Origin of the sequence: Streptomyces sp. NPDC058195, assembly GCF_042883525.1 — a bacterium.
Lineage (GTDB): Bacteria > Actinomycetota > Actinomycetes > Streptomycetales > Streptomycetaceae > Streptomyces.
Genome location: NZ_JBHVVM010000004.1, coordinates 61341 through 87584, shown reverse-complemented (window position 1 = coordinate 87584; position 26244 = coordinate 61341). Strand labels below are relative to the sequence as shown.

Genomic DNA, 26244 nt, shown 5'->3' with positions numbered 1-26244 from the left:
GCCTCCGCAGGAACCGGGACGGACGGCCGGCGGTGCGTCAGCTGCCGAATCCGAGGCCGAGCCGGTCGAGCCCCTTGAGCCAGAGGTTGCGGCGGCCGGCCTGCCGGTCGGCACGGGCCAGGGACCACCGCGTGGCCTGGATGCCCGCCCATCGGGCCGGTTCCGGCGGGAACGGAAGGGGCTTGCGGCGCACCATCTCCAGCCGGGTCCGCTCGGTGCTCGCGCCCGCCAGCAGGTCGAGCATCACCTCCGCCCCGAAGCGGGTCGCGCCCACCCCGAGGCCGGTGTACCCGGCCGCGTAGGCGACCCGGCCCCGGTGCGTGGTGTCGAAGAAGGCGGAGAAGCGGGTGCAGGTGTCGATCGCGCCGCCCCAGGCATGGGTGAAGCGCAGGTCCTCCAGCTGCGGGAAGGTCCGGAAGAAGTGCCGGGCCAGGGTGGCGAAGGTCTCCGGCCGCTGGTCGTGCTCCGCGCGCACCTTGCCCCGGAAGTGGTACAGGGTGTCGTAGCCGCCCCACAGGATGCGGTTGTCGGCGGAGAGCCGCACGTAGTGGAACTGGTTGGCGGCGTCGGAGAATCCGCGGCGGCTGCGCCAGCCGACGGAGGCGAGCTGCCCGGCCGTCAGCGGCTGTGTCATCAGCGCGTAGTCGTACACCGGGACGGTGTAGAGCCGGTGGCGCTTGAGCAGTGAGGGAAAGGCGTTGGTCGCGAGGGCGACCCGGCCGGCGAGGACGCTGCCGTAGGGGGTGCGCACGCTGATACCCGCCCCGCTCTCCTCGACGGAGACCGCCCGGGTGCGCTCGTGCACGCGTACGCCGAGGCCGAGGCAGGCCCGCTTGAGCCCCCAGGCGAGGCGGGCGGGGTTGAGCATCGCCGTGCTGTCGTCCCGCAGCGCGCCGAGGAAGGTCGGTGAGCTGATCTCGGCGCGGGTCTCGTCGGCGTCGAGCAGAGTCCGCTCGGCCCCGTACCGGGCGGAGAGTTCCGCCAGTTCACGCAGCTCCGCCAGATGGTGCGGCTCGGTGGCCACGTCGAGGGCTCCGGTGCGCTCCCAGTCGCAGTCGATGCCGTGGCGCCCGATGGCGTCCTCCATCTCCTGGAGGTTCGTCTCGCCGAGCCGTTCCAGCCTGGCGAGCTCGTCGGGCCAGCGCTCGAAACCGTTGCCCAGGCCGTGGGTGAGGCTGGATTCGCAGAATCCGCCGTTGCGGCCGGACGCGGCCCAGCCGATCTCCTCGCCCTCGACGAGAACGACGTCGCACGAGGGGTCGCGCTCCTTGGCGATCAGCGCGGTCCACAGGCCGCTGTAGCCGCCGCCCACCACGAGCAGATCGCACCGGACGTTGCCGACCAGGGCCGAAGTGGCCTCCGGACGACCGGGGTCGTCCAGCCAGAAGGGGGTGGGACTGACGTCCCGAAGGGCACGGACGGCATCCATGGAGGACTCCTCGGGTGGTGCAGGAAGCGAGCCTTATCGGTCGCTGCCGCCATCAGAACCCTGCCCCGACCCGATGTCAACGCTGTTGACGTAAGGCGTCCGCTCCGTGGTCCACCTGCGCGTTCACCCTGCGGACCTTACGACAACACCATTGACGTGTAGTGGGGACGGGAGTTTCATGGCGTGCCAGCCGGGCTCTTTCGGCCCCCTCTCCTCCTTTGGGCTCCCTCCCCCGGGCCCTCCCCTGGCTCTCTTCCCCGAGCCCTCTCCCGAGCAAGGCGACGATCGTTGGCGGTACCAGTGAAGAACGCGAGCACCACGCCAGACCCTGGCGGCCAGGTCCCCCGGGCGGCCATGCGCAAGTCCATCGGCGTCGTCGAGGGCATCGTCCTCGCGGCGTCGAGCACCGCGGCCACGAGCAGCATCGGCATCGGCCTCGGCCTGATGGCGGCCGTCGTCGGCCTCCACCTCCCGGCGATCATGCTGCTCGCCTTCCTGCCCGTGCTCGGCATCGCGGGCGGCTACGGGAGGCTCAACCGCGCCGAGCCGAACGCGGGCAGCGGCTACAAGTGGGTCGGCCAGATCTTCAGCCCCTGGCTGGGCTTCCTGGTCGGCTGGGTCAACGTCGTCGGCACCATCGTGTTCATGGCCTACACCACCACGGTGACCGGCTCGGCGATCATCCAGCTGCTCGGCCAGGCCAAGCTGCACAGCGTCGGGGGCCTGGCCCTCGACCCGGACTCCACCCTCCAGTCCACTCTGCTCGGCATGGCCGTCCTGATCGCCGCCGCGCTGGTCGCCGTACGCGGACTGGACCTCGCGGCGCGGCTCCAGAAGTACCTGCTGATCTTCGAGTACGGCGTGCTGCTCGCCTTCTGCGGCTACGGCCTGTTCGCCGGTGACCAGCCCTTCTCGCTCCAGTGGTTCAACCCCTTCGACATCCCCTCGGCCGCGGCCCTCGCCCAGGGCATGGTGCTCGCCGTCTTCTGCTACTGGGGCTTCGAGTCGGTCTTCAGCATCGGTGAGGAGGTCAGCGACCCGCGGGACGCCTCGCGCGGCGGATTCATCGCGCTGACCGTCATGCTGCTCCTCTTCCTGCTCGCGGGCACCGCCTTCCAGCGGGTCCTGCCGCTGGACGAACTGGCCGACAACGGCGCGCAGGGTCTGGCCTACTTCGGTACGAAGCTCGCCGAGCAGCCGCTGGCCGCCCTCCCGCTCATCGCCCTCATGTTCTCCGCGGTGGCGTCGCTCCAGGCCTCGGTCATCCCGACCGCCCGGGGGATGTACGCGATGGGCCGCGACGGTGTGCTCGGCCCCGTCTGGACGCGGCTGCACCCCAAGCACGGCACACCCGCCGCCGGCACCCTGCTGATCACCGCGATCGCCCTGGCCCTCGCCGCGCTGGCGCTGTTCATCCCCACGGTCAACGATCTGATCTTCGCCTCCGTCAACGCGATCGGCATCGTCGTCGCCCTGTACTACGCCCTCACCGCCACGGCCGCCGCGGTGCGCTTCCGCCATCTGCTGCGCACCTCGCCGCTGGAGTCCCTGCGCGCCGTCGTCGGTCCGGTGCTGGGCGCGCTCGCGCTGCTCGCCACCGGCGGCTACCTCGCCTGGACCTTCTACCGGTCCACCGACCACTTCGAGGTCTCCGCCGACAACGGCTGGTTCGCGCTGCTCGTCCCGGTCCTGATGATCGGCTCCGGGCTGGTGGCCGCCGCGTGGGCCCGCTGGCACCACCGGTCGCCGTACTTCGTGGCCGCCCCTGCCCCCCTCGTTCCGGCGAGCGGGGCGGGCTCCGCCTCCTGACACCGTTCCGTCTCCTCCCCCTGAAGATCCGCGAAGGACCCCTCATGACCGACCTCACCGATCTCGCCTACCTCCCCGCCACCGAGGCCCTGCGCCGCTTCCGTGACCGCTCCCTCTCCCCCGTCGAGCTGATGAGCGCGGTCATCGCGCGGGCGGAGGCCGTCGAGCCGAAGATCAACGCCCTGGCCGAGCGGACCTTCGAGGAGGCGCTCGCCGCCGCCCGCGAGGCCGAGGCCCGGTACGGGGGCAAGGGCGGCGCGCCCCGCCCGCTGGAGGGTCTCGCCGTCGCGACGAAGGAGGAGCAGCCGATCGCGGGCCGCCTCAGCACGGACGGTTCGCTGGCCTTCCGGGAGGAGGTCGCCGAGGAGACGCACCCGGTGATCGAGCGGATCCAGGCCGCCGGGGGCATCGTGCACGCCCGGACCACCACGCCGGAGTTCAGCTGCGCGGGCTACACCCAGTCACGGCTGTGGGGTGTCACCCGCAACCCGTGGAACACGGACTTCACCCCGGGCGGCTCCTCGGGCGGTGCGGGCGCCGCGCTCGCGGCGGGTGAGACGACCCTCGCCACCGGTTCCGACATCGGCGGGTCGATCCGCATCCCCGCGTCGTACACGGGCACGGTCGGCTACAAGCCGCCGTACGGGCGGGTGCCCGCCATGCCGCCCTTCAACCTCGACACGTACTGCCACGACGGCCCGATGGCGCGCACCGTGGCGGACTGCGCGCTGCTGGAGAACGTCATCGCGGGGCCCCACCCGCTGGACGCCGTCTCGCTGCGGCCCCGGTTCGTCCTGCCCGAGCGGTTCGAGGGAGCCGAGGGCCTGCGCGTGGCGCTCTCGGTCACCCTCGGGGACTGGCCGGTCGATCCCGAGGTCGAGGCCAACACCCGTGCGGTCGCGGAGGCGTTGCGCGCCGCCGGTGCCGTCGTCGAGGAGGTGGAGGTCCCCCTGATGCGGGCGGACGTGATGCGGGCCGCGATGATCCACTTCGGCTCGGTCTTCGGTCCGTACGTCTCCTCCGTCGCCGCCGAGCACGGCGAGCTCCTCACCACGTACGCGCTCGACTTCGCCCGGCGTGCCGCCGAGGCCGTCAGCGAACCGGGAAGCTTCCTGAAGGGACTTGAGCTCGAAGCCGGGGTGCAGACCACGCTCGGTGTGCTGCTGGACCGCTACGACGTGCTGCTGTGCCCGACGACGGCCGTGCCCTCGCTCGCGGCGGACGACGACCACCTCTCGACGAAGGTCGTGGTCAACGGCGTCGAGCTGGACTTCTACCTGGAGTCGGCGATGACCACGCCGTTCAACATCGCCAGCCGCTGCCCGGTGCTGAGCGTGCCGTCCGGTGTCGCCTCCACCGGTGTGCCGACGGGGGTGCAGATCGTCGGACGCACCTACGACGACACCACGGTGTTCCGTGTCGCGCGGGCCGTCGAGGCCGCCCGGCCCTGGAACAGCGTCCCGGTCCTCTGAGGCGGCGGACGCCGGGACCGGCCTCGTTCAGTCCCGGCGCCTGGCCCACACATCGGCGTACGGTGCCGGTTCCCCGGGGGACGGGCGGGAGCGGCGGCCCCCGGCGACCAGCTCGACCTCGTACCCGGCGGCGTCCTCCAGATAGGCGGCGGTGTGCTCCTCGCCGCCCGCGTGCGGGTAGCGGTCCGCGAAGAGCGGCCGCCAGCCGTGCTCCGGGGCCCCGGCCACCAGCGCGTCGAGGGCGGACCGGTCGCGGACGTGGAACGCGAGGTGGTTGAGGCCGGGGCGGTGGCGGTCGTGCGGGCCGGGTGCCAGGTCGGGTGACTGCTCGACCACCACATAGCTCTCGCCGCGCCGCCAGCTCCGCCCGTGCTCCCAGCGCTGGTACGGGACATGGCCCAGCTCACCGAGGAGCCAGCCCCAGCTCCGCTCGGCCGCCGCCAGATCGGGCACCCACAGCTCGATGTGGTGCACCGCGCCGGTGCCCGCGCCGCCGGCCGGCAGCGGGACGGCCCGGCGGACACCGTGCGGCCGGTACGCCACGGGGTCGCCGTCCTCGTGCCAGTGGATCAGGAAGTGCTCGCCCGCCCGGTAGCCGTCGAGTCCCGCCCTGCAGTAGGCGACCATGTCGTCCGGGAGGGCGTGCAGCCCGAACCAGCCGAGCTCGGAGCACTTGTCCGGCTCGCGGTTGTACGGTTCGCGGGCCGGGTCGTACTCCGCCTCGAAGAACCAGCCGGTCCGGGGCGCGCCGCCGGGGCCCCGGTGCTGCATGACCAGGGCGACCCGCAGCTCCTCCGGCCCGAGTTCGACCCCGATCTCCTCCGCGGCCTCCCGGATCACCGCCTCACGGACGTCCTCGCCGTCCTCGACGTGTCCGGACGGGGCATGGAGCAGCCCGTCCGCGTACCCCGTACCGGCGCGACGGGCGAGCAGGACCTCGGAGCCGCGGCGCAGGATCAGGTGGACGTCGACGACCTCGGTGTGCCGGTGCGGCGGCTGGGCGCGGGCGACCAGGGCGTAGCGCTCGTCGTCGATCCGCTTGCCCCACAGCTGCGGATCGCCGGAGAGCGGCTCGTGGTGGACGCGTTCGGTGCAGACCGAGAGCAGTGTGGTGAGCCGCTGGGCGGAGAGACCTACGCCGCCCCAGACGCCTTCGATCAGGATCAGCCGCCCGCCCGGCCGCAGCAGGCCGAACCAGTGGCGCAGGGACGCCACGGGGTCGGGCAGCAGCCACATCACATGTCTGACGATGATCACGTCGAACCGCTGACTGCCGACGGGGGGCCGGGCCGCGTCGCCGACGTGCACCGAGGTGTCCGTACCGGCGAGCTTGGCCCTCGCCAGTTCCACCATCCGCGGGGAGCGGTCGACGGCGGTGACCCGGTGGCCCTGGTCCGTGGCGAGCAGGGACAGGCTCCCGGTGCCGCACCCCAGGTCGAGCACGTCGGAACGGCCGCCGGGCAGCCAGTTCTCCAGCCGCCTCGCCCAGGCGTGCCGGACCACCGGGTCGAGCAGCCCGTGGTCGGGTTCCTCGTCGAAGGAGTCGGCCGCGGAGTCCCAGTCGATGGTCGTCATACCCCGATCGTGCCAGCCGTCACCGTCCGCCGCTCCCCCCGGTGCGGCGTACGCCGGTGCGAGGAATCCTCGTCCCCTGCACCGGTGTTGCCGCTATCCGACAGCGGAGGCGCAGGTGGTAGGGGTGGCGTGCGCCGGATCCAGGGCGTTGGCCACTTCGTGGTAGGCGATCCGGTCGACGGTGCCGATCGCGACGTGCTCGGAGAGGTCGACCGGGCAGAGGTCCTGGAGCAGGACGTTGCGCACGCCGGGTCCGTCCAGGAACTGCGTGCGGTACGGGGTCACGACTTCGTCGTACCGGGTCGCGATGACGGTGTAGCGCACTGGGGACACGGTGTCGGGCAGCGAGTTGAGCCTGGTGAGGAACGGGGAGCCCGCCACCTGGTCGGCGAGGCCGGGGGTGTGGGCGTTCAGCAGGTCCTCGGCACCGGGGAAGTACGGGAGCAGCTTCGTCAGGCCGAGCAGGGTGGTGCCGTGGTTGTCGGGGGCGAGCCCGACCAGGGCGTTCACCTTGGCGGCCCCGCCGAGGAACTTCAGGTAGTAGTGCGGCATCATGCCGCCCTGCGAGTGGCCCACCAGGTCCGCCTTGCCCGCACCGGTGGCGGTGAGCACCTCGTCGACGAAGACGGAGAGCTGTCCGGCCGACTTGTCGATGGGGCCCAGGCCGTTGAAGAGCGGTACGCCGGGCAGTTGCCCGTAGTCCAGCGAGAAGACGCAGTAGCCCCGGTTGACGAGGTAGGGGGCGAGGACCAGCCAGTTGTCGATCGAGTTCCCGAAGGTGCCGTGGACCAGGACGACGGGGCGGGGGTGGGCCGCGGAGGGCTTGCAGGAGTAGTCGTTCCAGCCGCGGGAGGGGGCGGCCGTGGGGGTGGCGGCGGTGGGGGTTGCCGCGGCGGCCGTGGGGGTGGCGGCCACGGCTGCGGCGAGGAGCAGCGCGGCGAGGGTCCTTCGCGTACGGGGGGTGCGCGGCGCACGTTTCCAGGGCAGCATCGTGTGGTCTCCTTGCGGCTCAAGGGAGTGGCGATGTCTGTGCACCCTGCGGCCCGGACCACAAGTTCTGACTGCTGGTTCTTCGGTGCTTCCGGGCCAAATTACGCGTGAGTAGGGTGACGTGGGAAGTTACACGTCAGTAAAAAATGCGGTCCGCCCACCGCGCGGACGGCGGAGCGGTCAGGCCGCGAGCCGCCCCGGCATCACGGCCCGGGGGCCGTACCTGGCACGCAGCCGGTCCGCCACCGCCTCGATCCGGCGCGCCCGTTCGTCCGCCGGGTCGAAGGACAGCTGGAGCGTGGCCTTCTGGCGGTCCGTCAGTCCTTCGGCGCGCAGCCCGATCCCCCGGACCCGGGCCCGCTGCAGGGCGAACGAGTCGTGGATGCGGTAGGCGAGCGCGGTGAGTGCCGCGGAGTGGGCGGTGGGTTCCGGGAGCGTGCGGCTGCGGGTCAGCGTCGCGTATCCGGTGCGGCCCGCGTACCGTACGGAGACCGCGAGGCCGCGGCAGACCTGCCCGTCGGCGCGCATCCTGGCCCCCAGTTCCTCGGTGAGCGAGACGAGTGCGCGGCGCTGGCGTCCGCGGTCCAGCTCGTCGCGGGGGAAGGACCGTTCGGCGGCGACCGACCGGGGGGCGGCGCCCGGGGCGACCGTGGTGCGGTCGATGCCGTGCGCCCGCTCCCACAGTTCGCGTCCGGTCCGTACGCCGGTGATCCGCTGGAGGGTGCCGAGCGGGGCCGCCGCGATCCGGCCGACGGAGTCGAGGCCGTACCCGCACAGGGTGCGGGCCGTGGCCGGGCCGACCCCCTCCAGCTCCGCGGCGGGCCGGTCCGCGAGGAAGTCCGCTCCCCCGCCCCCGGGCACCACGAGGGTCGTCCCGGGTGCGGCCCGCCGGGCCGCCGTTCTGGCCAGCATCGGGTTCTGGGCCGCCCCGATCGCGCAGTCCGTCCCGTGCAGGGCGAGCGCGCGGACCCGGATCAGCGCGGCCAGCCCCGTCACGTCCCGCCCGAAGTAGCGCAGCGCGCCGCGCACATCGGCGAGCGCCGCGTCGGGCGGGGCGGCCTCGACCACCGGGGTGAGCGCGCCGAGCAGGGCGAGCAGCCCTTCGTAGGCGGCGCTGTCCGGGGGGCCGCCGCCGGTCCCGTGGAACCGCAGGTACAGGATGCCCGGCACCGGGGGCACGGTGTTCATCCCGCGCTCCCCGGGCTCCGGTGCCACAGCTTCCGGCCGGTCGCGGCGCCCTCGCCGGGCGGCTGGAGGTCGGACCAGGGGTTCAGTTCGTACCCCGTCGGCAGCTGGATGCGGCGGCCGTTGTCACCGCTCGCGGTCCCGTCCTCCCGCGGAGGCTTCGCCGCCAGCCGGTCCGCGACCGCGTCGAGTCCGCCGGTGCGGCGCAGCTCGGCCAGTTCCGCGAGGTTCCAGGCGGCCGAGCCGACCACGCTCAGACTGCGCGGCCCGCGCCGCTGCACCACCCCGCGCACCAGCAGCAGCCAGGAGTGGAAGACGGTGTACGCGCAGGCGGCGTGGCTGTCGTCGAAGAAGGCCAGGTCGACCAGGCCCGTGCCGTCGTCCAGGGTGGTGAAGACGACCCGGCGGCCGGAGCGGACCGGAGGGGTCTGGGTCGCCGCCTTGGCCCCCGCGACCAGCACGGTGTCGCCGTGCCGCGCCTCGCCCAGCCGCTTGGCGAAGACCGTGCCGAGCTCCTCCAGGAAGGCGTGGTGGTCGTCCATCAGATGGCGGGAGACATCCATGCTCAGGGTGCCCAGCTCGGCGCTGAGCCGTTCGGTGTCATCGAGGTCGGGCAGCCCGGCGGAGCCGGTCCGGTGCCCTCCGCCGAGCGGGAGCTGGGCACCGGAGCCGGTGCCCCGCTGGGCGCGGTGCAGTTCGGACAGGTGCAGCAGCAGATCGCGCCGGTTGGCACCGAACGCGTCCAGCGCGCCCACCCGGGCCAGCCGTTCGGCGGCCGCCCGGCCCGGCCTGGCCCGCTGCCAGAAGTCCAGCAGCGAGGCGTAGGGCTGCCCGGCCTCGATCCGGGCGGCCTCGGCCGCGCCGAGGCCGTGGACGTCCAAGAGCGCGAGCCGCACGCCCCAGAGGTCTTGCCCGCCCCCACTTTCAGACACCAGTTCGATTCGATGGGTGGCCGCCGACCGGTTCACGTCCAGTCCCAGCACCGGCACCCCGCGCCGCCGGGCATCCGCGAGCAGCAGCCGCTTCGGGTACATCCCGGGGTCGTGGGTGAGCAGTCCGGCGTAGAAGGCCGCCGGGTGGTGCGCCTTGAGCCAGGCCGACTGGTACGTCGGTACGGCGAAGGCGACCGCGTGCGCCTTGCAGAAGCCGTAGCTGCCGAAGGCCTCGATGATCTCCCAGGTCCGGGCGGTCACCTCGGCCCCGTACCCGCGCTCCATGGCCCGCCGCGCGAACCACACCTCGATGCGGCCCTGCGACTGCGGGTCGGAGAGCCCGCGCCGCACCCGGTCGGCCTCGTCCCGGCCACAGCCGGTCATGAGGTCGACCATCTCGATGACCTGCTCGTGGAAGACGACCACGCCGTACGTCTCGCGCAGCGGTGCCTCCAGGTCGGGATGCGGGTAGCGCACGGGCGCACGGCCGTGCCGGGCCTCGATGAACGGCCGCACCATGTCGGCGGCGACCGGCCCGGGGCGGAACAGCGAGATGTCGACCACCAGGTCGTGGAAGCCGGACGGCTGGAGTCTGCCGATCAGGTCGCGCTGGCCCGGCGACTCGATCTGGAAGCAGCCCAGCGTCTCGGCGCTCCTGATCAGCCGGTAGGTCTCGGGGTCGCCCGGCGGCACGGCGTCCAGGTCCACCTTCCGCCCCGAGGCCCGGCTGATCTCGGCGACCGCGTGCGCCATCGCCGACTGCATCCGCACGCCCAGCACATCGAGCTTGAGCAGCCCCAGCTCCTCCACGTCCTCCTTGTCGAACTGCGCCATCGGGAAGCCCTCGCCACTGGTGGGCACGGTGGGGGCGCGGCGCGGCAGCGAGGCGTCCGAGAGGAGCACCCCGCACGGGTGCATGGCGATGCCGCGCGGCAGTCCGTCCAGCGCCTCCACCAGCTCCCAGAGCCGCCCGTACCGGCCCTTCTCCCTTGCCACCGCGCGCAGTTCGGGCAGTTCCGCCATGGCCGCGCGGGCGTCGCGGGCCCGGATGTGCGGGAACGCCCTGGCGAGCCGGGCGGTCTCGGCCGGGTCCATGGAGAGCGCGGCGCCCACGTCCCGGATGGCGTGGCGGACCCGGTAGGTCTCGGGCATGGCGACGGTCGCGACCCGTTCGGTGCCGAAGCGTCCGATGACCGCGCGGTAGACGTCGAGCCTGCGGGCCGACTCCACGTCGATGTCGATGTCGGGCAGCACGAAGCGGCGCCGGGAGAGGAAGCGCTCCATCAGCAGCCGGTGCTCGACCGGGTCGGCGTGCGCGATCCCGAGCAGATGGTTGACCAGGGAGCCCGCCCCGGAGCCCCGGGCGGCGACCCGTATCCCCAGATCCCTTGTGTCGTCCACCACCTGGGCGACCGTCAGGAAGTAGGAGGCGAAGCCGTGGTACGCGATGACGTCCAGCTCCTGGCGCATCCGCTCCCAGTAGCCGGGCCTGCGGTCGTAGCCGCGCAGCACCATGCCGGCCGCGGCGCGGGAGGCCAGCACCCGCTGGGCGGTGCGCCGTCCCGCGCCGACGAGCTCCGGTTCGGGGAAGTGGACGGTGCCGAGGCCGAGGTCCCCCCGGGGGTCGACGACGCAGGCTTCGGCGGTACGCCGGGTCTCCGCGAGCAGCCGGGCCGCGGCGTCCCGGCCGAGACCGGCGGCCCCGGTGATCCGCTCGGCGGCACCGGCCATCGCGCCGGGGTCCTTCAGCCACCGCTCCCCGCTGTCGAGCGGGGCACGGCGGGGATCGACGGGGACCAGCCGCCGGGCCGCGTCCAGCACATCGGCCACCGGGCCCTGCCCGGCGTCGGCGTACCGGACGGCGTTGGTCAGCACGGCCCGTACCCCTTGTTCGGCGGCGAGGCCGACGGTACGGGCGGCGAGCCGCAGCGAGCCGGGACCGGTGCCCTCGCGGCCGTGGTGGACCGCTTCGAGGCGCAGGTCGTCGCCGTAGATCTCCCGCCATCGGGCGAGCAGGGCGGCGGCCCGGTCCGGGCGCCCGGCGGCCAGCGCCCGGCCCACGTCGGAGGCGGGGCCGAGCAGGACGACGAGCCCTTCGGCGGGCAGTTCGGACCGGTCGACCAGCGGCTGCCCGCCGCCGCGGGCGTGGGCGGCGGTGACCAGCCGGCACAGCTCCGCCCAGCCCCGGGCACCGTCCCGGGCCAGGAAGGCGGCCCGGGGGGCGGATTCCTGGACGAAGGCGCCGCCGAGGACCGGGGTGCGTGTCCGCCGGTCCCCGGCGGCGTCCTCTCCGGTGCGGTCCGTCACAGCCCCCACCGCGAGCTCCACCCCGAAGAGCGGCCGCACCCCGGCCCTCCCGCAGGCCCTGGCGAAGCGGACCGCGCCCGCGAGCGTGTCCCGGTCGGTCAGCGCGAGGGCGTCCATCCCCCGCTCGGCGGCGCGCTCCGCCAGCCGCTCCGGGTGCGAGGCCCCGTACCGCAGGGAGAACCCGGAAGCGGCACGCAGATGCGTGAACCCTGGCATCCGCACCTCCTGAACCGATCCGTACTCACCCCCTCGCTCTCCACCATAAACCAAGTTTCGAACACTCGTACGATAACCGGGCGGCCCCTGAGGCGGCGGCCGGAGCGCACGTCACTCGCAGAACACCCGCACCTTGGCTTCGGGGTCGTCGACATCCACGCTGACCTCGTCGAGCTGGTCGATGAGCTCTTCGAGATGCTGCGGCTTGAGGTCGGCGAGGTCGACCGGCACGCCCGACCTGCGCAGCTCCTCGTTGACCCGGGTGACCGCCTTCGGCGGGAGCAGGCTCGTGAGCCGGACCCCGGCGCGCAGCAGCTGGAGCGGCACCCGGATGTCGACCCGGCTCGTTCCGTCACCGGTGACGTCCGTCGTGTCCACGACCATCACACGCAGGTACGTGCGCCGGGCCCCGGGGCGGGGCGCCGCCGGGCGCTCCCGGGGCTGTTCCCGTTCGAGGGCGTCGATCAGCCGCTCGGCCTCGTCCGCGGTGACCTTGCCCTCGGCCAGCATCCGCAGGATCTGACGGCGTTGTTCATCCATGACTGCTCCTTCGCTCTTCCAGGTCATCTGATGCTCACCAGCACGGCCGTACGGTCGTGCTCGATCTCGAAGCGGGTGCCGGGCAGTGCCCACAGCAGCAGCCCGGCACCGCACAGCGCCCCCACCGGGCTCACCCGGAGGGCGAGGCAGGCGACCAGCGCGGCCGGCGCGGCGAGGAGCAGCAGCGGCGCCAGCAGCAGCACCACCGGCAGGACGGGGACGTGGAGCCGTCGGCGGCGGCCACCGGGACGGTGAAGGCCCACCGTCACCAGCTGCGGCATCACCGGGACCGCTCCAGCTCGTCCAGCGCCTCCTGGGCGGTGATCTCCCCACGCCGCAGGCGGTCGACGACATCGGCGGCGCCCGTGGGCGCCGGGTCGGTGTCAACGAAGTCGAGCTGCCCGGCGATCCGGTTCAGCCGGGACTTGACCGTCGGATAACTCACTCCGAAGATCCGCTCCATCTCCTTGATCGAACCGTGCGCCCGGACGAACGCGGCGACGAACACCTGGTCGTCGATACCGAGCTGGGCCAGCTGCGGCGGCTCGAACCGCCCCTCGACCGCGATGTCGTTGCCGACGAGGCGGACCCGTTCGACCACGAACGGCCGCCCCTGTGTCAGGTCCGTCAGCTCCTGCCAGTCCACCCTCGACTCCTTCACACCTCGGCGACGCGCCTACCACTCCTTTGTATCTTGAGTTTTTTCAATCCACAACTACTAGAACTTAATTTTCTCAAGCTCGACCTTAATTATCCAAGGTCCTGACGATTCCCCCCGCAGACGCCGGAACGGGCGGCCACGGCTCCCCCGCACACGGGCGGGCGGGGGCGCTCAGCCGTTCGGCCCCGTCCCGCCTGCACGGACGGCCGAAGCCACCGAGCGTGGGGACATGACTTTCGCTGCCGAGGTGAAGAACGCCGTCACTCCACGGGCCGCGCTGCTCGTCATCGGTGTGCTCGGACTGCAGTTGCTGTTCATCGCCTCCTACGTCGGCGCCCTGCACCATCCGAAGCCGACGGACGTGCCCTTCGGCGTCGTCGCCCCCCGGCAGGTGTCCGCCCGGCTCGTCGCCGACCTGAAGGCGCTCCCCGGCGGCCCGCTGGACCCCCGCGAGGTCACCGACGCGGCCGAGGCCCGCGCCCAGATCCTCGACCGCGAGATCGACGGCGCCCTGATCGTCAGTCCCCGGGGCACCACCGACACCCTGCTGGTCGCCTCCGGCGGCGGCGCCTCGCTGTCCACCGCCCTGACGAAGATCATCACCGAGGCCGAACTGGGCCGTCAGCGCACCGTGCGGACCGTGGACGTGGCCCCGGCCTCCCCGCAGGACTTCAACGGGATCTCGTCGTTCTACCTGGTGGTGGGCTGGTGCGTGGGCGGCTACCTCTGCGCCTCGATCCTGGCGATCAGCGCGGGCTCCAAGCCCGCCAACCGGCGGCGCGCGGTGATCCGTACGGGCGTCATGGCGCTGTACTCGATCCTGGGCGGAATCGGCGGCGCGATCATCATCGGGCCGGTCCTCGGCGCCCTGCCCGGAAGCTTCTGGGGGCTGTCGGGCCTGGGCGCGCTGACCGTCTTCGCGGTCGGCATGATCACCCTCGCGCTCCAGGCCCTCACCGGCATCGTCGGCATCGGCCTGGCCGTCCTGGTCGTGGTGATCGCGGGCAACCCGAGTGCCGGTGGCGCCTACTCGCTGCCGATGATCCCGGACTTCTGGCGGGCGATCGGTCCGGCGCTGCCGCCCGGGGCGGGCACCTGGGTCGCCCGCTCGATCGCCTACTTCCGGGGCAACGCGGTCACCGGCCCGCTGCTGGTGCTGTCCGCGTGGGCGGTGGTGGGCACGGTCATCACCCTTCTGACCGCCATGCGCCGCACCCCGGAGGAACTCAGCGGCGAGCGCCCCCCGTTCGGCTCGACGGTCGACTGACCCGGGCCTGCCGTCAGGACGCGCGAAAAGGGCTGGCGGGCCGGGAGAACGGGAGCTACGCTGCCCGGCGATGACTACTCACTCCCTCAGCAGATGGGGGGATCCGTCCACGCAAGGTGAGTGCTGATGCGCACTCATGACGCGGACACGGATTCCCGATTGTCCTTCTGGCGGCGCGTGCGCGAGTTCGCCGTCCCGCCCTCCATGATCGAAACCGCGACCGCCCGCCGCCGTGCCGGTGACTGGGCGGGGGCCTGCGCCGCAGCGGGCATCGACACCGATCTCGCCCCGCGCTCCGTGGCACGCGTCCACGGCCGGGAGTTCGCCGCCCGGCTCCGGGACGACCTGCGCCATCTGGCGCCCGACCTGCTCCGCTGGCACCTGCCGAGGATCGCGCCTCGCGGACTGCTGCGTCCGGGGCTGACGCTCTCCCTGGCCCGGTACGTCACCGAGGGGCCCGGACCGGTGCGCCCGGTGCACCTGGTGGTCCGGACCCCGCCCGCCTGGGCGGACGCCGGCCAGCGGATCAGCCTCGCGCTGTGGGACATCGCCGATCCCGGTACGGACGCCCGCCGCCACCCGCACCACCACCCCAGCCCCCGGTTCCGCCTCGACCTGCACCGCCATCTCTGGGACGCGCGCCGGACCGGTGAGCTGCGGACCCGGTCCGGGGCCGACGTACGGGAATCGGTGCCGGAGGACGAGCGGGAGGCGGTGCCCTCCGGCACCTGGGACATGGTGCCCTCCGGTATACGGGAGGCGCTGCCGGACGTGCGGCGCTGCGCCGCCGAACGGTGGGCGGCCGAGGCGGAGATCCTGCTGCGGGCCGAAGGGCGGTCCGCCGGCACGGTCGCCGTGCGGCTCGGAGCCCGGCGGCGGCTGCTCCTGGAACTGGTCACGGAACGGGACGGCTCCGGACCGCCCGTACCGCGGATCGCCTCCGTCCGCACCGCCCCGGCCCCGGGCGGCGGCGCCCGTACGCCTCCGGTGCTGCCCGACGCGGCGACCTGGGTGCCGCCCGACCTCGATCTGCTCCGTACCGGCTGGATCGAGGCCGACCGGCTGCACCCGCTGGTTCTCGCGGCCCTGGTACCGGGGCACCCGGTCTCCGGCCCCGCCCGGCCCCCCGACCCGGCCGGGGAGCCGCGCGCCGTGGAGTGCCGCGGCGCCCGGCACCGGATCGGCCTGGTCGACGGGGTGCTCTCCCCGCTCGACCACGACCCCGCCGAGATCCACCGGGAGGAGCTGCTGGTCGCGCTGACCGGCACTCCGCTGCCCTGCCTCCGGGCCATCGACGAGGCCCACCGCAGGCCGGACTGTCTTCCCGGCGTACGCGAACGCCTGGACCACGGTGACATCGCCGGTGCGCTGGCCGTCGTCGAAGGGCTGCTGGGCCCCGGCGCGGTGCTGCGCGACGGTGAGCTGCGCGACGAACTGGAGGCGGCCGCGCGGCAGCGGATCACCTACGGGCTGTACCGGGCGGGCCTGGCCGAAGGGCCCGGCCGTGCCCCGTACGGCCGCCCCGGTCCCCGCCGCCCGCGCCCGCGTCACGCGGCCCTCCGCTGACGCGGCCCCCGGACACCACACACTCACCCCAGACCCCGAAGGTGATCAGCCATGCCCGCGCACACCCCTGCCCCCACGGACCTCACCCCCTCCGGCCCCGTCCCGGACCAGAACTCCCAGCTCGGCATCGCCCGCGAACTGACGGCCCTGCTCCGCGACACCACCACCGAACCCCGTCCCGACATCCAGCTGGAGGCCCTGACCCTGGCCGTCGCCGCCGACCTGCCCGTCCTGCTGTGGGGCGAACCCGGCATCGGCAAGACCGCCGCCCTCACCCAGCTCGCCACGGCCCTGGACCTTCCGCTGACCACGGTCGTCGCCAGCGTCCACGAACCGTCCGACTTCTCGGGGCTGCCGGTCGTCGGCGACGACCCCGCCGAACAGGGCGTCCCGATGGCACCGCCGGACTGGGCGGTGCGCCTGGTACGGGCGGGCCGGGGGCTGCTGTTCCTGGACGAGCTGTCCACCGCCCCGCCCGCCGTCCAGGCCGCCCTGCTCCGGCTGGTGCTGGAGCGGCGGATCGGCTCCCTGCGGCTGCCGCCCGGGGTACGGATCGTGGCCGCAGCCAATCCGCCTTCCTCGGCGGCCGACGGCTGGGAGCTGAGCCCGCCGCTGGCCAACCGGTTCGTCCACCTCCAGTGGACCCACGACCACGAGGTCGTGGTGCGCGGCCTCGGCGGGACCTGGCCCCGGGCGGCACTTCCCCGGCTCGCCCCCGAGCGGCTGCCGCAGGCCGTGGACTTCGCACGGCGCGCGGTGTGCGGGCTGCTCACCGCCCGCCCGCCGCTCGTGCACCGGCTGCCGAGCGGCGAGACACGCCGGGGCGGTCCCTGGCCGTCACCCCGGAGCTGGGACATGACACTGTCCCTGATCGCGTTCGCGACCGCGGCCGGCTCCTCCCGGGACGTCCTCTCCCTGCTGGTCCGGGGCACCGTGGGAGACGGCCCCGGACTGGAACTCCTGGCGAGCCTGGACCGGATGGACCTGCCCGACCCGGAGACGCTTCTCGCCGACCCGGCGGGCGCCATCCTGCCCGAGCGGGGGGACCTGCGCCAGGCCGTGCTCGACGGCGTGGTGGCGGCGGTCCGCAACCGCCCGGAGGAGTCCCGCTGGGACGCGGCGTGGGCACTCCTGGTCCGGGCGCTGGAGACCGGGGCGCCGGACGTGGTGGTCATCCCGGCGACCACACTCGCCTCGCTGCGCCGGGAGGAGTGGAACGTACCGGCCGCGATCGAGCAGCTCGCCGGAGTGGTGTCGCTGTCCCGGCGGGCGGACCGGGCCGCGGCCCGCACGGCCGGCCGGGAGGCCGTCGGCGCGAAGGCGGGCCGATGACCTCCGGCCCGTCCGGGGCACTGGACCTCGACAAGCTGTTCGCCGCCCGGCTGCAGGCCGTCCGGGCCCGGCCCTATCTGGCGACGGCCCTGTTCGCCCTGCACGTGGTGGAGTCGCGGCGGGTGCCGACGATGGCCGTCGACCGGTACTGGCGGTGCTACGTCTCGCCCGGCTTCGTGGACCGGACCCCGGTGGAGGAGCTGGCCGGCGTCTGGGTCCACGAGGTGTCGCATCTGCTGCGCGACCACCACGGGCGCAGCGACCGGGTCGCCCGGGAACGCGGGCTGACCGGCCCCGCGGAGCGGCTGCGGATGAACATCGCCGCCGACTGCGAGATCAACGACGACGTGTACGGCGACGGGCTGCTCGCGCCGCGGGACATCGTCGAACCGGACGCCCTGGGGCTTCCCGAGGGCCTGCTCATGGAGGAGTACGTACGCCGGTTCCGGCTCGGGCCGCACACCCAGAACCTGGCCTGGCTGGACTGCGGCAGTGGTGCCGACGGGCTGGAGCGGGAGTGGGACCTGGGGCCAGACGGCGCGCACGGGCTCAGCGAACAGGAACGGGACGCGGTCCGGTTCCGGGTGGCGCGGGGGATCACCGGCCGCCCGGGGGACGCGCCGAGGAGCTGGCAGCGATGGGCCGAGCAGGCCTTCCACCCACCGCAGCCGTGGCGGAAGCTGCTGGGCGCGGCGGTCCGCTCGGCGGCCTCCGGGTCCGGCGCGGGCGAGGACTACACCTACGGCCGTCCGTCACGGCGTTCGGCCGGGGTACCCGGTGCCGTGCTGCCGAGCCTGCGGCGCAGGCCGCCCCGGGTGTCGGTGGTCATCGACACGTCCGGCTCGGTCAGCGACGCCGAACTCGGCAGCGCGCTCCTGGAGATCGCGGCGATCTCCCGCGCGGTCGGCGGCCGACGTGACCTGATCACCGTCCTGCCGTGCGACGCGGCCGCCCGGATCGCGCACCCGCTGTGCCGTGCCGAGGGAATCCCGCTGATCGGGGGCGGGGGCACGGACCTGCGCTCGGGCTTCACCCGGGCGCTGCGGATGCGGCCGGGGCCCGATGTCGTCGTGGCCCTGACCGACGGCCAGACGCCGTGGCCGAGCACCCGGCCGCCGTGCCGGACGGTGGTGGGCCTGTTCCCCCGGACCTGGGACGAGGACGGCCCTGGACGCCGCGTCCCGAACACCCCGCCCGCGTGGGCGCGCACGGTCGTCATCGGTCCGGCCGCCCCGGCACGGTGAATCCGGGCCCGGCGCGGCCGGTGCGGCCCGCCCGGGTACTGTCCGCTTGTTCGATTCGATCCCCCTGGTCAGGGGGTTGGGCAGGGGAGGGCGTCATGAACGGTGCGAGCCGGGCCGGGAACACGTGGAAGCCGGACAACCAGGAGGGCGGGGCACTCGCGGGCCGGTGGTGGCAGTGGGCGCTGTCGGCGCCCGACGACCGCAGCCCGGTCAAGGACGAGACGGGTGAGCACGCCGCCTGGAACCAGCCGGACGACCTCTGGTTCCTGGCGGGCACGTACGGCGGCCGGGTGGTGCGGCGCTGCGCGATCCCCTCGGACCGGCCGGTCTTCTTCCCCGTACTCAACATGCAGCACCCCCGGTCGTACTCCAGGGTGCCGCTGTCCATGCCGGTGGTGGAGGCCGCCGCCTCGCTCAACAGCGTCCCGCTGCCGCTGCACGAGTTCACCGCACCGTTCCGCACGGGCCTGGTCCAGCGTTACGCGTGGGGCGTCTGGGGCGGTTTCGCCCCGCTGACGCCTGGCGAGTACGTGCTGGAGATCAGGGCCAGGGCCGCCAACGGCTTCTGGGTCGACACCACCTACCACCTGGAGTCGAAGGCCCCCTGATCCGCCCCTGGGCCCGGTACGCCCGAGGCGTCCGGGCCCGTCGCCGCGCTGCCGCCTGCCGGACGGCCCTCCGGGCACAGGCGGCAGTTCGGCGCCAGCACCTGGGCAGGGACCGGTACCCGCCGTCATGCTGGGACGGTCTCGTGAGGCAACGAGAAGCACCGTAGGACCAACTCCCTTTTTCATGACGGAGGTTGTTCATGCGTCGCCGATTCATCGCCCCGCTCGCCGCAGCCGCCCTGGCGCTTCCGCTCACCCTGATCGCGGCCGGGTCCGCCACGGCCGCCCCCGCCGACAAGCCCCAGGTACTCAGCTCCTGGACCCAGACGAGCCTCTCCAGCTACAACGCCTGGAACAACGCCCGCAACAACAAGGGAGTCTGGTCCGCCTACGGCTTCGACTGGTCGACGGACTACTGCAGCAGCTCGCCCGACAACCCGTTCGGATTCCCGTTCCAGACGGCCTGCGCCCGCCACGACTTCGGCTACCGCAACTACAAGGCCGCCGGGGCCTTCCCCGCCAACAAGTCACGCGTCGACTCCGCGCTCTACGAGGATCTCAAGCGGGTGTGCGCCTCCTATTCCGGCGCGAAACGCACCGCGTGCGACGGCACCGCGTGGACGTACTACCACGCCGTCGACATCTTCGGCGTGGCTCCGGCGAAGGACGAAACCACCCGAACCGACTGATCTTCGTCCGCCGCTCCGCAGCCACTTCCCTCTGCCGACCAGCTCTGAGTGCCCCCATGGTTTCCCCGCACGCGCCCCCGGTAAGGGCTCTGATGAGCCATCATCGAATTGGGCGGGAAAAGTCGGGCACGCGGTGCCCGCACCATGCGGAGGAGGCGTCAAGTGCGTAGTCGGGTGCGCGCGTCGGACGGGCGGCATCTGGTGGTGGAGCGGCTCGGGGATCCCCGGGGCAGACCGGTCTTCCTGCTGCATGGAATGCCGGGCAGCCGGCTCGGTCCGGCCCCGCGCGGCATGGTCCTCTACCAGCGCAAGACCCAGTTGATCACCTACGACCGGCCGGGATACGGCGACTCCGACCGGCTGCCGGGCCGCTGTGTCGCCGACGCCGTCCAGGACGTGCGGGCCATCGCGGACCACCTCGGGCTGGAACGATTCGCCGTGGTGGGCCGGTCCGGTGGTGCCCCGCACGCCCTGGCCTGCGCGGCCCTGATGCCCGAGCGGGTGACCCGGACGGCCGCACTGGTCGGTCTGGCCCCCCGCAGCGCCGACGGGCTCGACTGGTTCGAGGGGATGGCCGCCTCCAACGTACTGGCGTACTCCACCGCGTCGGCCGATCCGGACGGGCTCGCGGAATCGTTCATCTCACGGTCCGCGGTGATCCGGCAGAACCCGGTCCAGCTCATCGACGAGCTGCGCCAGGAACTGACCGAATCCGACCGGATGGTGGTCAACGACGCCGGGGTCCGCACCATGCTGCTGCGCAACTACCGCGAGGGGCTGCGTACATCGGCCTGGGGCTGGATCGACGACGCGCTCGCGTTCTGCAACCCCTGGGGGTTCGACCCCGCGGACATCCCGGGTCCGGTGCTGCTGTGGCACGGCGAGAAGGACGTGTTCACCCCGGTCGGCCACTCACGCTGGCTGGCCGAACGCATCCCGAACTCCACCGTGGTGGTGGAGCCCGCCGCCGCCCACTTCGACGCACTGCACGCCCTGCCCAGGATCCTGAACTGGCTGCTGGAGCCGTCCGCCTGCTGAGCCGTGGGCAGAGACAGGGGGAGCGTCCGGCTGGCCGCCGGACGCTCCCCGTCTCTCAGACCTGCATCGGTTCCAGCTCGCGCTCGAACCTGACGTCCTCCCGGGCGATCCTGGTCATCGGGTGGTCGTCACCGAGCTGTCGGGCCAGCTCCTCCACCGTCTCAGACCTCAGCCGGATGGCCTCGTCCTTGCGGCCCATCGCATCGAGCGTGACCGCCATGTTCGACGTCATGGCCAGGGTCTCCGGGTGATGCGCTCCCAGAACCCTCCTGAGCTGGCCGGCCACCTTCTCCTCGGTCTCCAGCACCAGGTCGAGATCGCCCCGGACCGCCGTCGCGTTCGCCAGGTTCATCACGCAGAACAGGGTGTTCGGGTGCTCCGGCCCGTACACCTCCCGCATCGCGGCGACCACGCGGGTCAGGACCCGTACCGCCTCCTCCGAGGCGCCGGTCCCCGACTGGTAGACCCCGAGGTTGTTCAGGGCCGCCAGGGTGTACGGGTGCTTCTCCCCCGGCACCTTCATGTACTGGTCGACGACCTCCTGTGCGGCGTCCCTGGCCTCGGCCGTCTCCCCGGCCGCGTGCAGGTCGGCCGCCAGATTGAGGTCGCAGGCCAGCGACTCCGGGTTGGCGGCGGTGTACTTGGCACGGTACCTGGCACGGGTGGCCACCGTGAGCCTGCGGGCGTCCTCGAATCTGCCCGCCCGGCGCAGCGACACCGCGAGGCTCTTGGCCGCGCTCAGAGTGCCCGGGAAGGCCCGGCCGAGCGTGGCCTTGTAGCTGTCGTACGTACGGCTGAGGATGTTGGCCGAGTCCTCGTACCGGCCGACGTCCCGCAGGTCACGGGCCAGGTTCATGGCCGAGGAAAGGCTGTAGGGGTGTTCCGGTCCGAGCACCTCGACGCGGCGGTCGAAGACGTCCTGGTCGATCTCGCGGGCCTTGGCGTGCTGGCCGATGGAGCGCAGGGTGAACGCCAGGTTGTTGGCCGCGGCCAGCGTCCTCGGGTGCGACTCGTGGAAGATCTGGTTGAATCCGTCGGTCGCCTCGGTCGCCAGCTCGATCGCCCTGGTGTACTCCCCCAGCGTGCCCAGGTCGGTCGCCAGGCTGCTGGTGCTCATGTAGGTGTGCGGGTGCTCCGGCCCCAGGACTTCACGCTGCGTCGCCAGGGTGATCTCGTCGAGTTCCCTGGCTTCCACGTAACGGCCGCGCGAGCGGTAGATGTTGGAGAGGTGGAAGCAGAGGTAGAGGTACTGGATGTCCCGCTCGCCGAGCGTCTCCCGCCAGATCTCCCGCAGCTCCTCGCAGAGCGTGGTGGCGGTCCGGAAGTCACCGCGCTTCCAGAGGTAGCGAACCCGGTCGATCAGCAGCCTGCGGGCCTCCGGCTCCTTGCAGTTGCGCGCGTCGGACGGGCCGAGGTGCGGCCAGATGGTGGCGAACTGCGTCCAGGTCGAAGGGTTGTCGATCGGCTCGTCGTCGTCGGGCCGGGCACCCGCCAGGATGCGGTGCACGGCGTGCCGGGCATCGCGCTGCTCCTGCTCGCTGAGCTGGGCCCGGATCACCGCCTGGACGAGCCGGTGCACCTGGATGGAGTTGGAGACCTGGTCGACCTTGGCGAGGGCGAACCGGCCGATCTCCCGGATGACCCGGCCCAGCACCAGCTTCTCCTGGAGCGAGGCGTCGTACGGCTTCAGCGCCTCGATCATCTCCTTGCTGTACAGCAGGTTCCCGGAGATGGGCTCGGGGGCGAAGAAGGCGCAGAGCTGGAGCAGCCGCACCGCGGCCGGCGAGCGCTCCTTGAGCCGCTGGATGGAGATGTTCCAGGTCGCGGCGACCGGTTCCGGGTATCCGGCCGGCTGGTTGAGCGCCAGAACCTCAGGGGCCTGCTGGGCCAGCTGCTCCAGGTAGGTGTCGATCGGAGTGGCGGTCTCCGCGATCCAGGCCGCCGCCTGCTCGACCGCCAGCGGCAGGTCACCGACGGCTGTGGCCACCTGGGCTGCGTCCTCCTCGCTCAGCCCCGGGGCCCGGCGCTGGAGGTGCTCGATGGACTCCTCCCGCAGGAAGACGTCGACGGGCAGCGCGTCGCCGTGCTGGGACCAGGCCTGGTTCCGCGAGGTGACCAGGATGTGTCCGGACCCGCCCTGCGGGAAGTAGCGCCGCAGCCGCTCGGGGTCGTCGGCGTTGTCGAAGACGAGCAGCCAGCGGTCCGAGGGCACCCCGCGCCGCAGCAGGTCGACGGCCTCCTGGGAGGCTGCCGCCATGTCGTCGCCGCCCTGGGCGCCCAGCCGGACGGCGAGCTCGGCCAGCGAGGCCACCACGTCGTCGGTCTGCTCGGAAGATATCCACCAGACCAGGTCGTAGTCCGCCATGAAGCGGTGCACGTACTCCAGCGCGACCTGGGTCTTGCCGACGCCGCCGAGTCCGTACAGGGTCTGCGGCTGCGGCAGCACGACGGCCATCCCTCCGCCGAGCTGGTCGCGCATCCGCTCCAGGACCAGGGAGCGGCCGGTGAAGCCGGGGTTGCGCGGCGGGGCGTTCCAGATCCTGGGGACGGTGCCGGGGAAGCGCGGACCGGGCGAGACCGCGTCGGTGAGCTGGACGGGGCGGTCCAGAGCACGCAGCAGGGCCGAGGTGGCGTGCACCTCGTCGAGCCGGAAGAGGTCGACGGGGTTGCGGTCGATGTAGGGCGCGGACAGCCGGACGTCACCGACCCTGAGCGGCAGCAGATGGCGTCGGCCGCCTCCGGGGTCCTCGGCGACGGCGCGGTCCCAGACGTTCACCGCGCGCTGGGACTTGAGGTAGGCCGCCGAGAGCAGCACCACGGTGCGGGCGGCGTTCTCCCCGGCCGCAACCGGTTCCGCCTCGCCCCGCTCGGCGGACACGTCGCGCGGGACGACGCGGAACCCGGCGCGGGTGAGCACGGACTCGATCCAGTCGGCCCACATCCGGTTCTCCGCCACGTAGCTGAGGAAGAGGTCGGCGGGCAGGGCGGGGCGGCGCCGGGTGAAGGCGTCCCGGATGCGCAGCCGGACCTCCTCGCCGACCGGCGGCATCGAGGTGACCTGCTGGCTGGTGATGACGGAGGTGAGCCGTTCGAAGGCGGAGAGCAGGGAGTTGGTGAGCCCCGCCTCGTCGCCGAAGGTCGCGAGGGTCTCCTCGTAGGCGTAGTAGGGGCGGTACGGAATCTCCACCGCGCCCCAGTAGGCGGTGAGTTCGTCACCGGACAGGTTGCGCGGCAGGCGGTCGAACTTCAGCCGGGCCAGTGCCCGTCCCGCGTCAGCCTTCTCCTTCTCGCCCTCGTCGATGCGCATCGGGACGGGATAGATCGAGATGGGGCGGCCGGTGTAGCGCTCGGCGATCTGCCGGGCCACGGAGGCGGCGCCGTCGATGGACTGGTCGCTGAGCGTGAAGCAGTCGACGAGGATGTCGGGGAGGTGGACGGTGCAGATGTCGGCGATGTCGCTGAGGCCGGTCCGGCTGTCGATGAGGACGTAGTCGTAGTGGGCCTTCATGTCGTCGCGCAGGGCGTCGAAGAAGTGGCCGCCGCCGAGCCGGTCGTAGAAGTTGTCCCAGTCGAAGGTGGAGACGGTCGCGGAGTACTCACGGTTCTGCCGTCCGGCGGAGACGAAGTCGAGCGTGCCGCCCTGCGGGAACTCCCAGCCGAGTGCCTCGGGGGCGAGCGAGACCGCGTGCGGCTGGATACGCGCGTAGTCGCGGTGCCAGTCGTCGGCGCGCTGGACCGGGCTGGTCGCCGCCCAGGCGTACTCGGTGATCAGATCGATGACACCGGTGGTGGCGCCGAGGGTCGACGGGTCGAGGAACGGGTGGAAGAAGCGGTGGAGTCCCGGTGCCTCCAGGTCCCAGTCGACGGCCAGCACCCGTTTTCCGTTGGCGGCGAGTATCCAGGCGGTGTTGGCCAGGGCCATGGTGCGCCCGGTGCCGCCCTTGTACGAGTAGAAAGTGACGATGCGCCCGTCACGACCGGCCGTCATCCGTGTCCTCCGCATCCGTCGCAGGATCGTGTGTCTCGGGGATGTAGTTCGTCTGCGCCATCGGCCCCATCAGCCGGGTCCGTTCGGTGTGCCCGCCACCGCCGGTGGCGGGCGGATAGACCGCCGCGTGCCGCAGATACTGCTGGGCCGCCACCTCGACGACCTGCGGCAGGATCTGCCCGAACGCCTCCATGCTGGGTACGCCCTTGGCCGCGGAGCGGCAGAAGGCCCGCCCCTGGCTCATCTTGATCGGCATGGTCTGTTCGAGTTTCGCGGTCAGTTCGGCTTCGGCCGCCATGCTCTCGGGGTCCTCGCGGCTCCACGGCACGACCATCGTCACCCAGGGGCGGTCCTCGGCGTCGAAGGCGGCGAGCCGCCTGCGGCGGTCCTCGTCCTGCAGGGCCCAGCGGTCGACGAGCAGGATCTCCGGCCTGCTCGGCGGCTGCTTGCCCTCGCCGTGCCCCGCTTCCTCGTCGAAGGACGAGATGGTCGCCTGGTAGTTCAGGGAGCGCACCAGGTCCTCCGCCACGTAGGCCAGCGGGCGGGCGGCGGTGGGGTGGTAGGGGTTCCAGTCCTGCGGGTTGTCACCGTAGTAGTCGGCGCTGCGGCCCGGGGGCAGGTCGTGCCGGGTGGGCGCGGCGACGGTGACCTGCATGGGGCGGGGGCCGCCGACCGCGCTGTTGCGCGGGCCGAAGGCGCTGGGGGCGAGCCGGTAGTCGACGGGGCGTCCGGTGCCGATCCTGATCGTGTCGGCCACGTTGACGATGCGCTTGGCGAGCTCGTAGACCGCGCGCTCGTACTCCTCGGCGAACAGCCTGAGCTTGATGAGACCGTAGAGCCCGTCACTGACGTAACGGTCCCCGAAGTCACGGTGGTTGAACTGAAGCCGCTCCGCCGGGCCCGGGAGCTGGCTTGGCGGGACGGGCACCCAGAGAGCCGGGACGATCGCCTCGGCCGGCTGATTGGAGCGGGCCCGGTAGTGGATGGCGCGCTGCGCGAAGGCGTACCACTCCTTGCCGCACATCTCACTGGCGAAGTAACGCGGCGAGAACAGCGGAACGAACACCCGGCAGGTGGCGAGCACCTCGCCGAGCCGTTCCGACCAGCCCTCGCCGGAGCGTATCTCGCGGTCGATGAAGCCCGCGGGCGCGCCCGCGGGCAGATCCGTCATGGCCAGCACATGGTCACAGAGATCCTTGAAGAGGCGTTCGACCCACATGTCGGGGTCCGTTGCACCGCCGTACCCCGGTGTGTGGGCGTAGCTCAAGAAGAAGTACGGTCGATGGTCCGCCGCTCGCTGCTGCGTCATCGCGTGCACACGACCCCCGTCCTGTGTGAGCACCCGCACCCGTGGAGTGGAGTGAATGCGAGCGAATTCATCATTCCGGAGCGGACC

The 26244-nt window shown here is 72.7% G+C and carries 19 protein-coding genes; 9 read left to right on the top strand and 10 right to left on the bottom strand.

The features are described 5' to 3' along the window. Positions 1-37 precede the first annotated feature (37 nt). Positions 38-1429, bottom strand: a complete 1392-nt coding sequence (locus ACFVWY_RS06385; protein ID WP_389867877.1) for an NAD(P)/FAD-dependent oxidoreductase — start codon at positions 1427-1429, stop codon at positions 38-40. Between the two features lie 354 nt (positions 1430-1783). Here ACFVWY_RS06385 and ACFVWY_RS06380 point away from each other — a divergent pair, with 354 nt between their 5' ends. After that, positions 1784-3238: an APC family permease gene (locus tag ACFVWY_RS06380; RefSeq protein ID WP_389868343.1), complete on the top strand. Its 1455-nt coding sequence runs from the start codon at positions 1784-1786 to the stop codon at positions 3236-3238. A 44-nt stretch (positions 3239-3282) separates the two neighbouring features. Then, positions 3283-4710: an amidase gene (locus tag ACFVWY_RS06375; RefSeq protein ID WP_389867875.1), complete on the top strand. Its 1428-nt coding sequence runs from the start codon at positions 3283-3285 to the stop codon at positions 4708-4710. Positions 4711-4737: 27 nt separating this feature from the next. Here the strand turns inward: ACFVWY_RS06375 and ACFVWY_RS06370 are convergent, their stop codons facing one another. The 7 genes from ACFVWY_RS06370 to ACFVWY_RS06340 form a co-directional block, all read right to left on the bottom strand. Next, the gene (locus ACFVWY_RS06370; protein WP_389867873.1) at positions 4738-6285 is read right to left on the bottom strand and encodes a trifunctional class I SAM-dependent methyltransferase/NUDIX hydrolase/VOC family protein; all 1548 of its coding nucleotides are present in this window, start codon (positions 6283-6285) and stop codon (positions 4738-4740) included. Between the two features lie 93 nt (positions 6286-6378). After that, positions 6379-7275: an esterase/lipase family protein gene (locus ACFVWY_RS06365; RefSeq protein WP_389867872.1), complete on the bottom strand. Its 897-nt coding sequence runs from the start codon at positions 7273-7275 to the stop codon at positions 6379-6381. Positions 7276-7455: 180 nt separating this feature from the next. Then, complete coding sequence (locus tag ACFVWY_RS06360; protein WP_389867870.1) at positions 7456-8463, bottom strand: hypothetical protein; 1008 nt, start codon at positions 8461-8463, stop codon at positions 7456-7458. Further along, positions 8460-11915 (bottom strand): DNA polymerase III subunit alpha, encoded by a 3456-nt coding sequence (locus ACFVWY_RS06355; RefSeq protein ID WP_389867868.1) that lies wholly within the window; start codon positions 11913-11915, stop codon positions 8460-8462. Before ACFVWY_RS06355 ends, ACFVWY_RS06360 begins: the two co-directional genes overlap by 4 nt. Positions 11916-12026: 111 nt before the next feature. Then, positions 12027-12455, bottom strand: coding sequence for a hypothetical protein (locus tag ACFVWY_RS06350; RefSeq protein WP_389867867.1), 429 nt, complete (start codon positions 12453-12455; stop codon positions 12027-12029). Positions 12456-12478: 23 nt separating this feature from the next. Beyond that, positions 12479-12736 carry a hypothetical protein gene (locus tag ACFVWY_RS06345; RefSeq protein ID WP_389867865.1) on the bottom strand — a complete coding sequence of 86 codons (258 nt, stop codon included), beginning with the start codon at positions 12734-12736 and terminating at the stop codon, positions 12479-12481. Continuing rightward, positions 12736-13101: a DUF2089 domain-containing protein gene (locus tag ACFVWY_RS06340; RefSeq protein WP_389867864.1), complete on the bottom strand. Its 366-nt coding sequence runs from the start codon at positions 13099-13101 to the stop codon at positions 12736-12738. The genes ACFVWY_RS06345 and ACFVWY_RS06340 overlap by 1 nt, the downstream gene beginning before the upstream one ends. Before the next feature lie 244 nt (positions 13102-13345). On the opposite strand from ACFVWY_RS06340, the gene ACFVWY_RS06335 reads away from it, so the two are divergent. The 7 genes from ACFVWY_RS06335 to ACFVWY_RS06305 all read left to right on the top strand — a co-directional run bounded on the left by ACFVWY_RS06335 (position 13346) and on the right by ACFVWY_RS06305 (position 20860). Next, on the top strand, positions 13346-14383 hold the full coding sequence (locus ACFVWY_RS06335) for a DUF3533 domain-containing protein (protein WP_389867862.1): 1038 nt from the start codon (positions 13346-13348) through the stop codon (positions 14381-14383). Positions 14384-14509: 126 nt separating this feature from the next. Beyond that, entirely contained in the window at positions 14510-15949 is a 1440-nt protein-coding gene (locus ACFVWY_RS06330; protein WP_389867860.1) for a hypothetical protein, read from the top strand. Between the two features lie 51 nt (positions 15950-16000). Beyond that, positions 16001-17281, top strand: a complete 1281-nt coding sequence (locus ACFVWY_RS06325; RefSeq protein ID WP_389867858.1) for an AAA family ATPase — start codon at positions 16001-16003, stop codon at positions 17279-17281. Continuing rightward, the gene (locus ACFVWY_RS06320) at positions 17278-18525 is read left to right on the top strand and encodes a VWA-like domain-containing protein (RefSeq protein WP_389867857.1); all 1248 of its coding nucleotides are present in this window, start codon (positions 17278-17280) and stop codon (positions 18523-18525) included. The genes ACFVWY_RS06325 and ACFVWY_RS06320 overlap by 4 nt, the downstream gene beginning before the upstream one ends. A gap of 95 nt (positions 18526-18620) precedes the next feature. Continuing rightward, entirely contained in the window at positions 18621-19133 is a 513-nt protein-coding gene (locus ACFVWY_RS06315) for a hypothetical protein (protein WP_389867856.1), read from the top strand. 200 nt (positions 19134-19333) lie between these two features. Continuing rightward, on the top strand, positions 19334-19822 hold the full coding sequence (locus tag ACFVWY_RS06310; protein WP_389867854.1) for a phospholipase: 489 nt from the start codon (positions 19334-19336) through the stop codon (positions 19820-19822). A gap of 162 nt (positions 19823-19984) precedes the next feature. Then, the gene (locus tag ACFVWY_RS06305; protein ID WP_389867852.1) at positions 19985-20860 is read left to right on the top strand and encodes an alpha/beta fold hydrolase; all 876 of its coding nucleotides are present in this window, start codon (positions 19985-19987) and stop codon (positions 20858-20860) included. A 55-nt stretch (positions 20861-20915) separates the two neighbouring features. On the opposite strand, the gene fxsT is transcribed toward ACFVWY_RS06305, so the two are convergent. Together fxsT and fsxC are read right to left on the bottom strand one after the other, a co-directional pair. Beyond that, on the bottom strand, positions 20916-24848 hold the full coding sequence (gene fxsT, locus ACFVWY_RS06300) for an FxSxx-COOH system tetratricopeptide repeat protein (RefSeq protein WP_389867850.1): 3933 nt from the start codon (positions 24846-24848) through the stop codon (positions 20916-20918). Next, complete coding sequence (gene fsxC, locus ACFVWY_RS06295; RefSeq protein ID WP_389867848.1) at positions 24832-26157, bottom strand: FxsC protein; 1326 nt, start codon at positions 26155-26157, stop codon at positions 24832-24834. Before fsxC ends, fxsT begins: the two co-directional genes overlap by 17 nt. Positions 26158-26244: the final 87 nt, after the last annotated feature.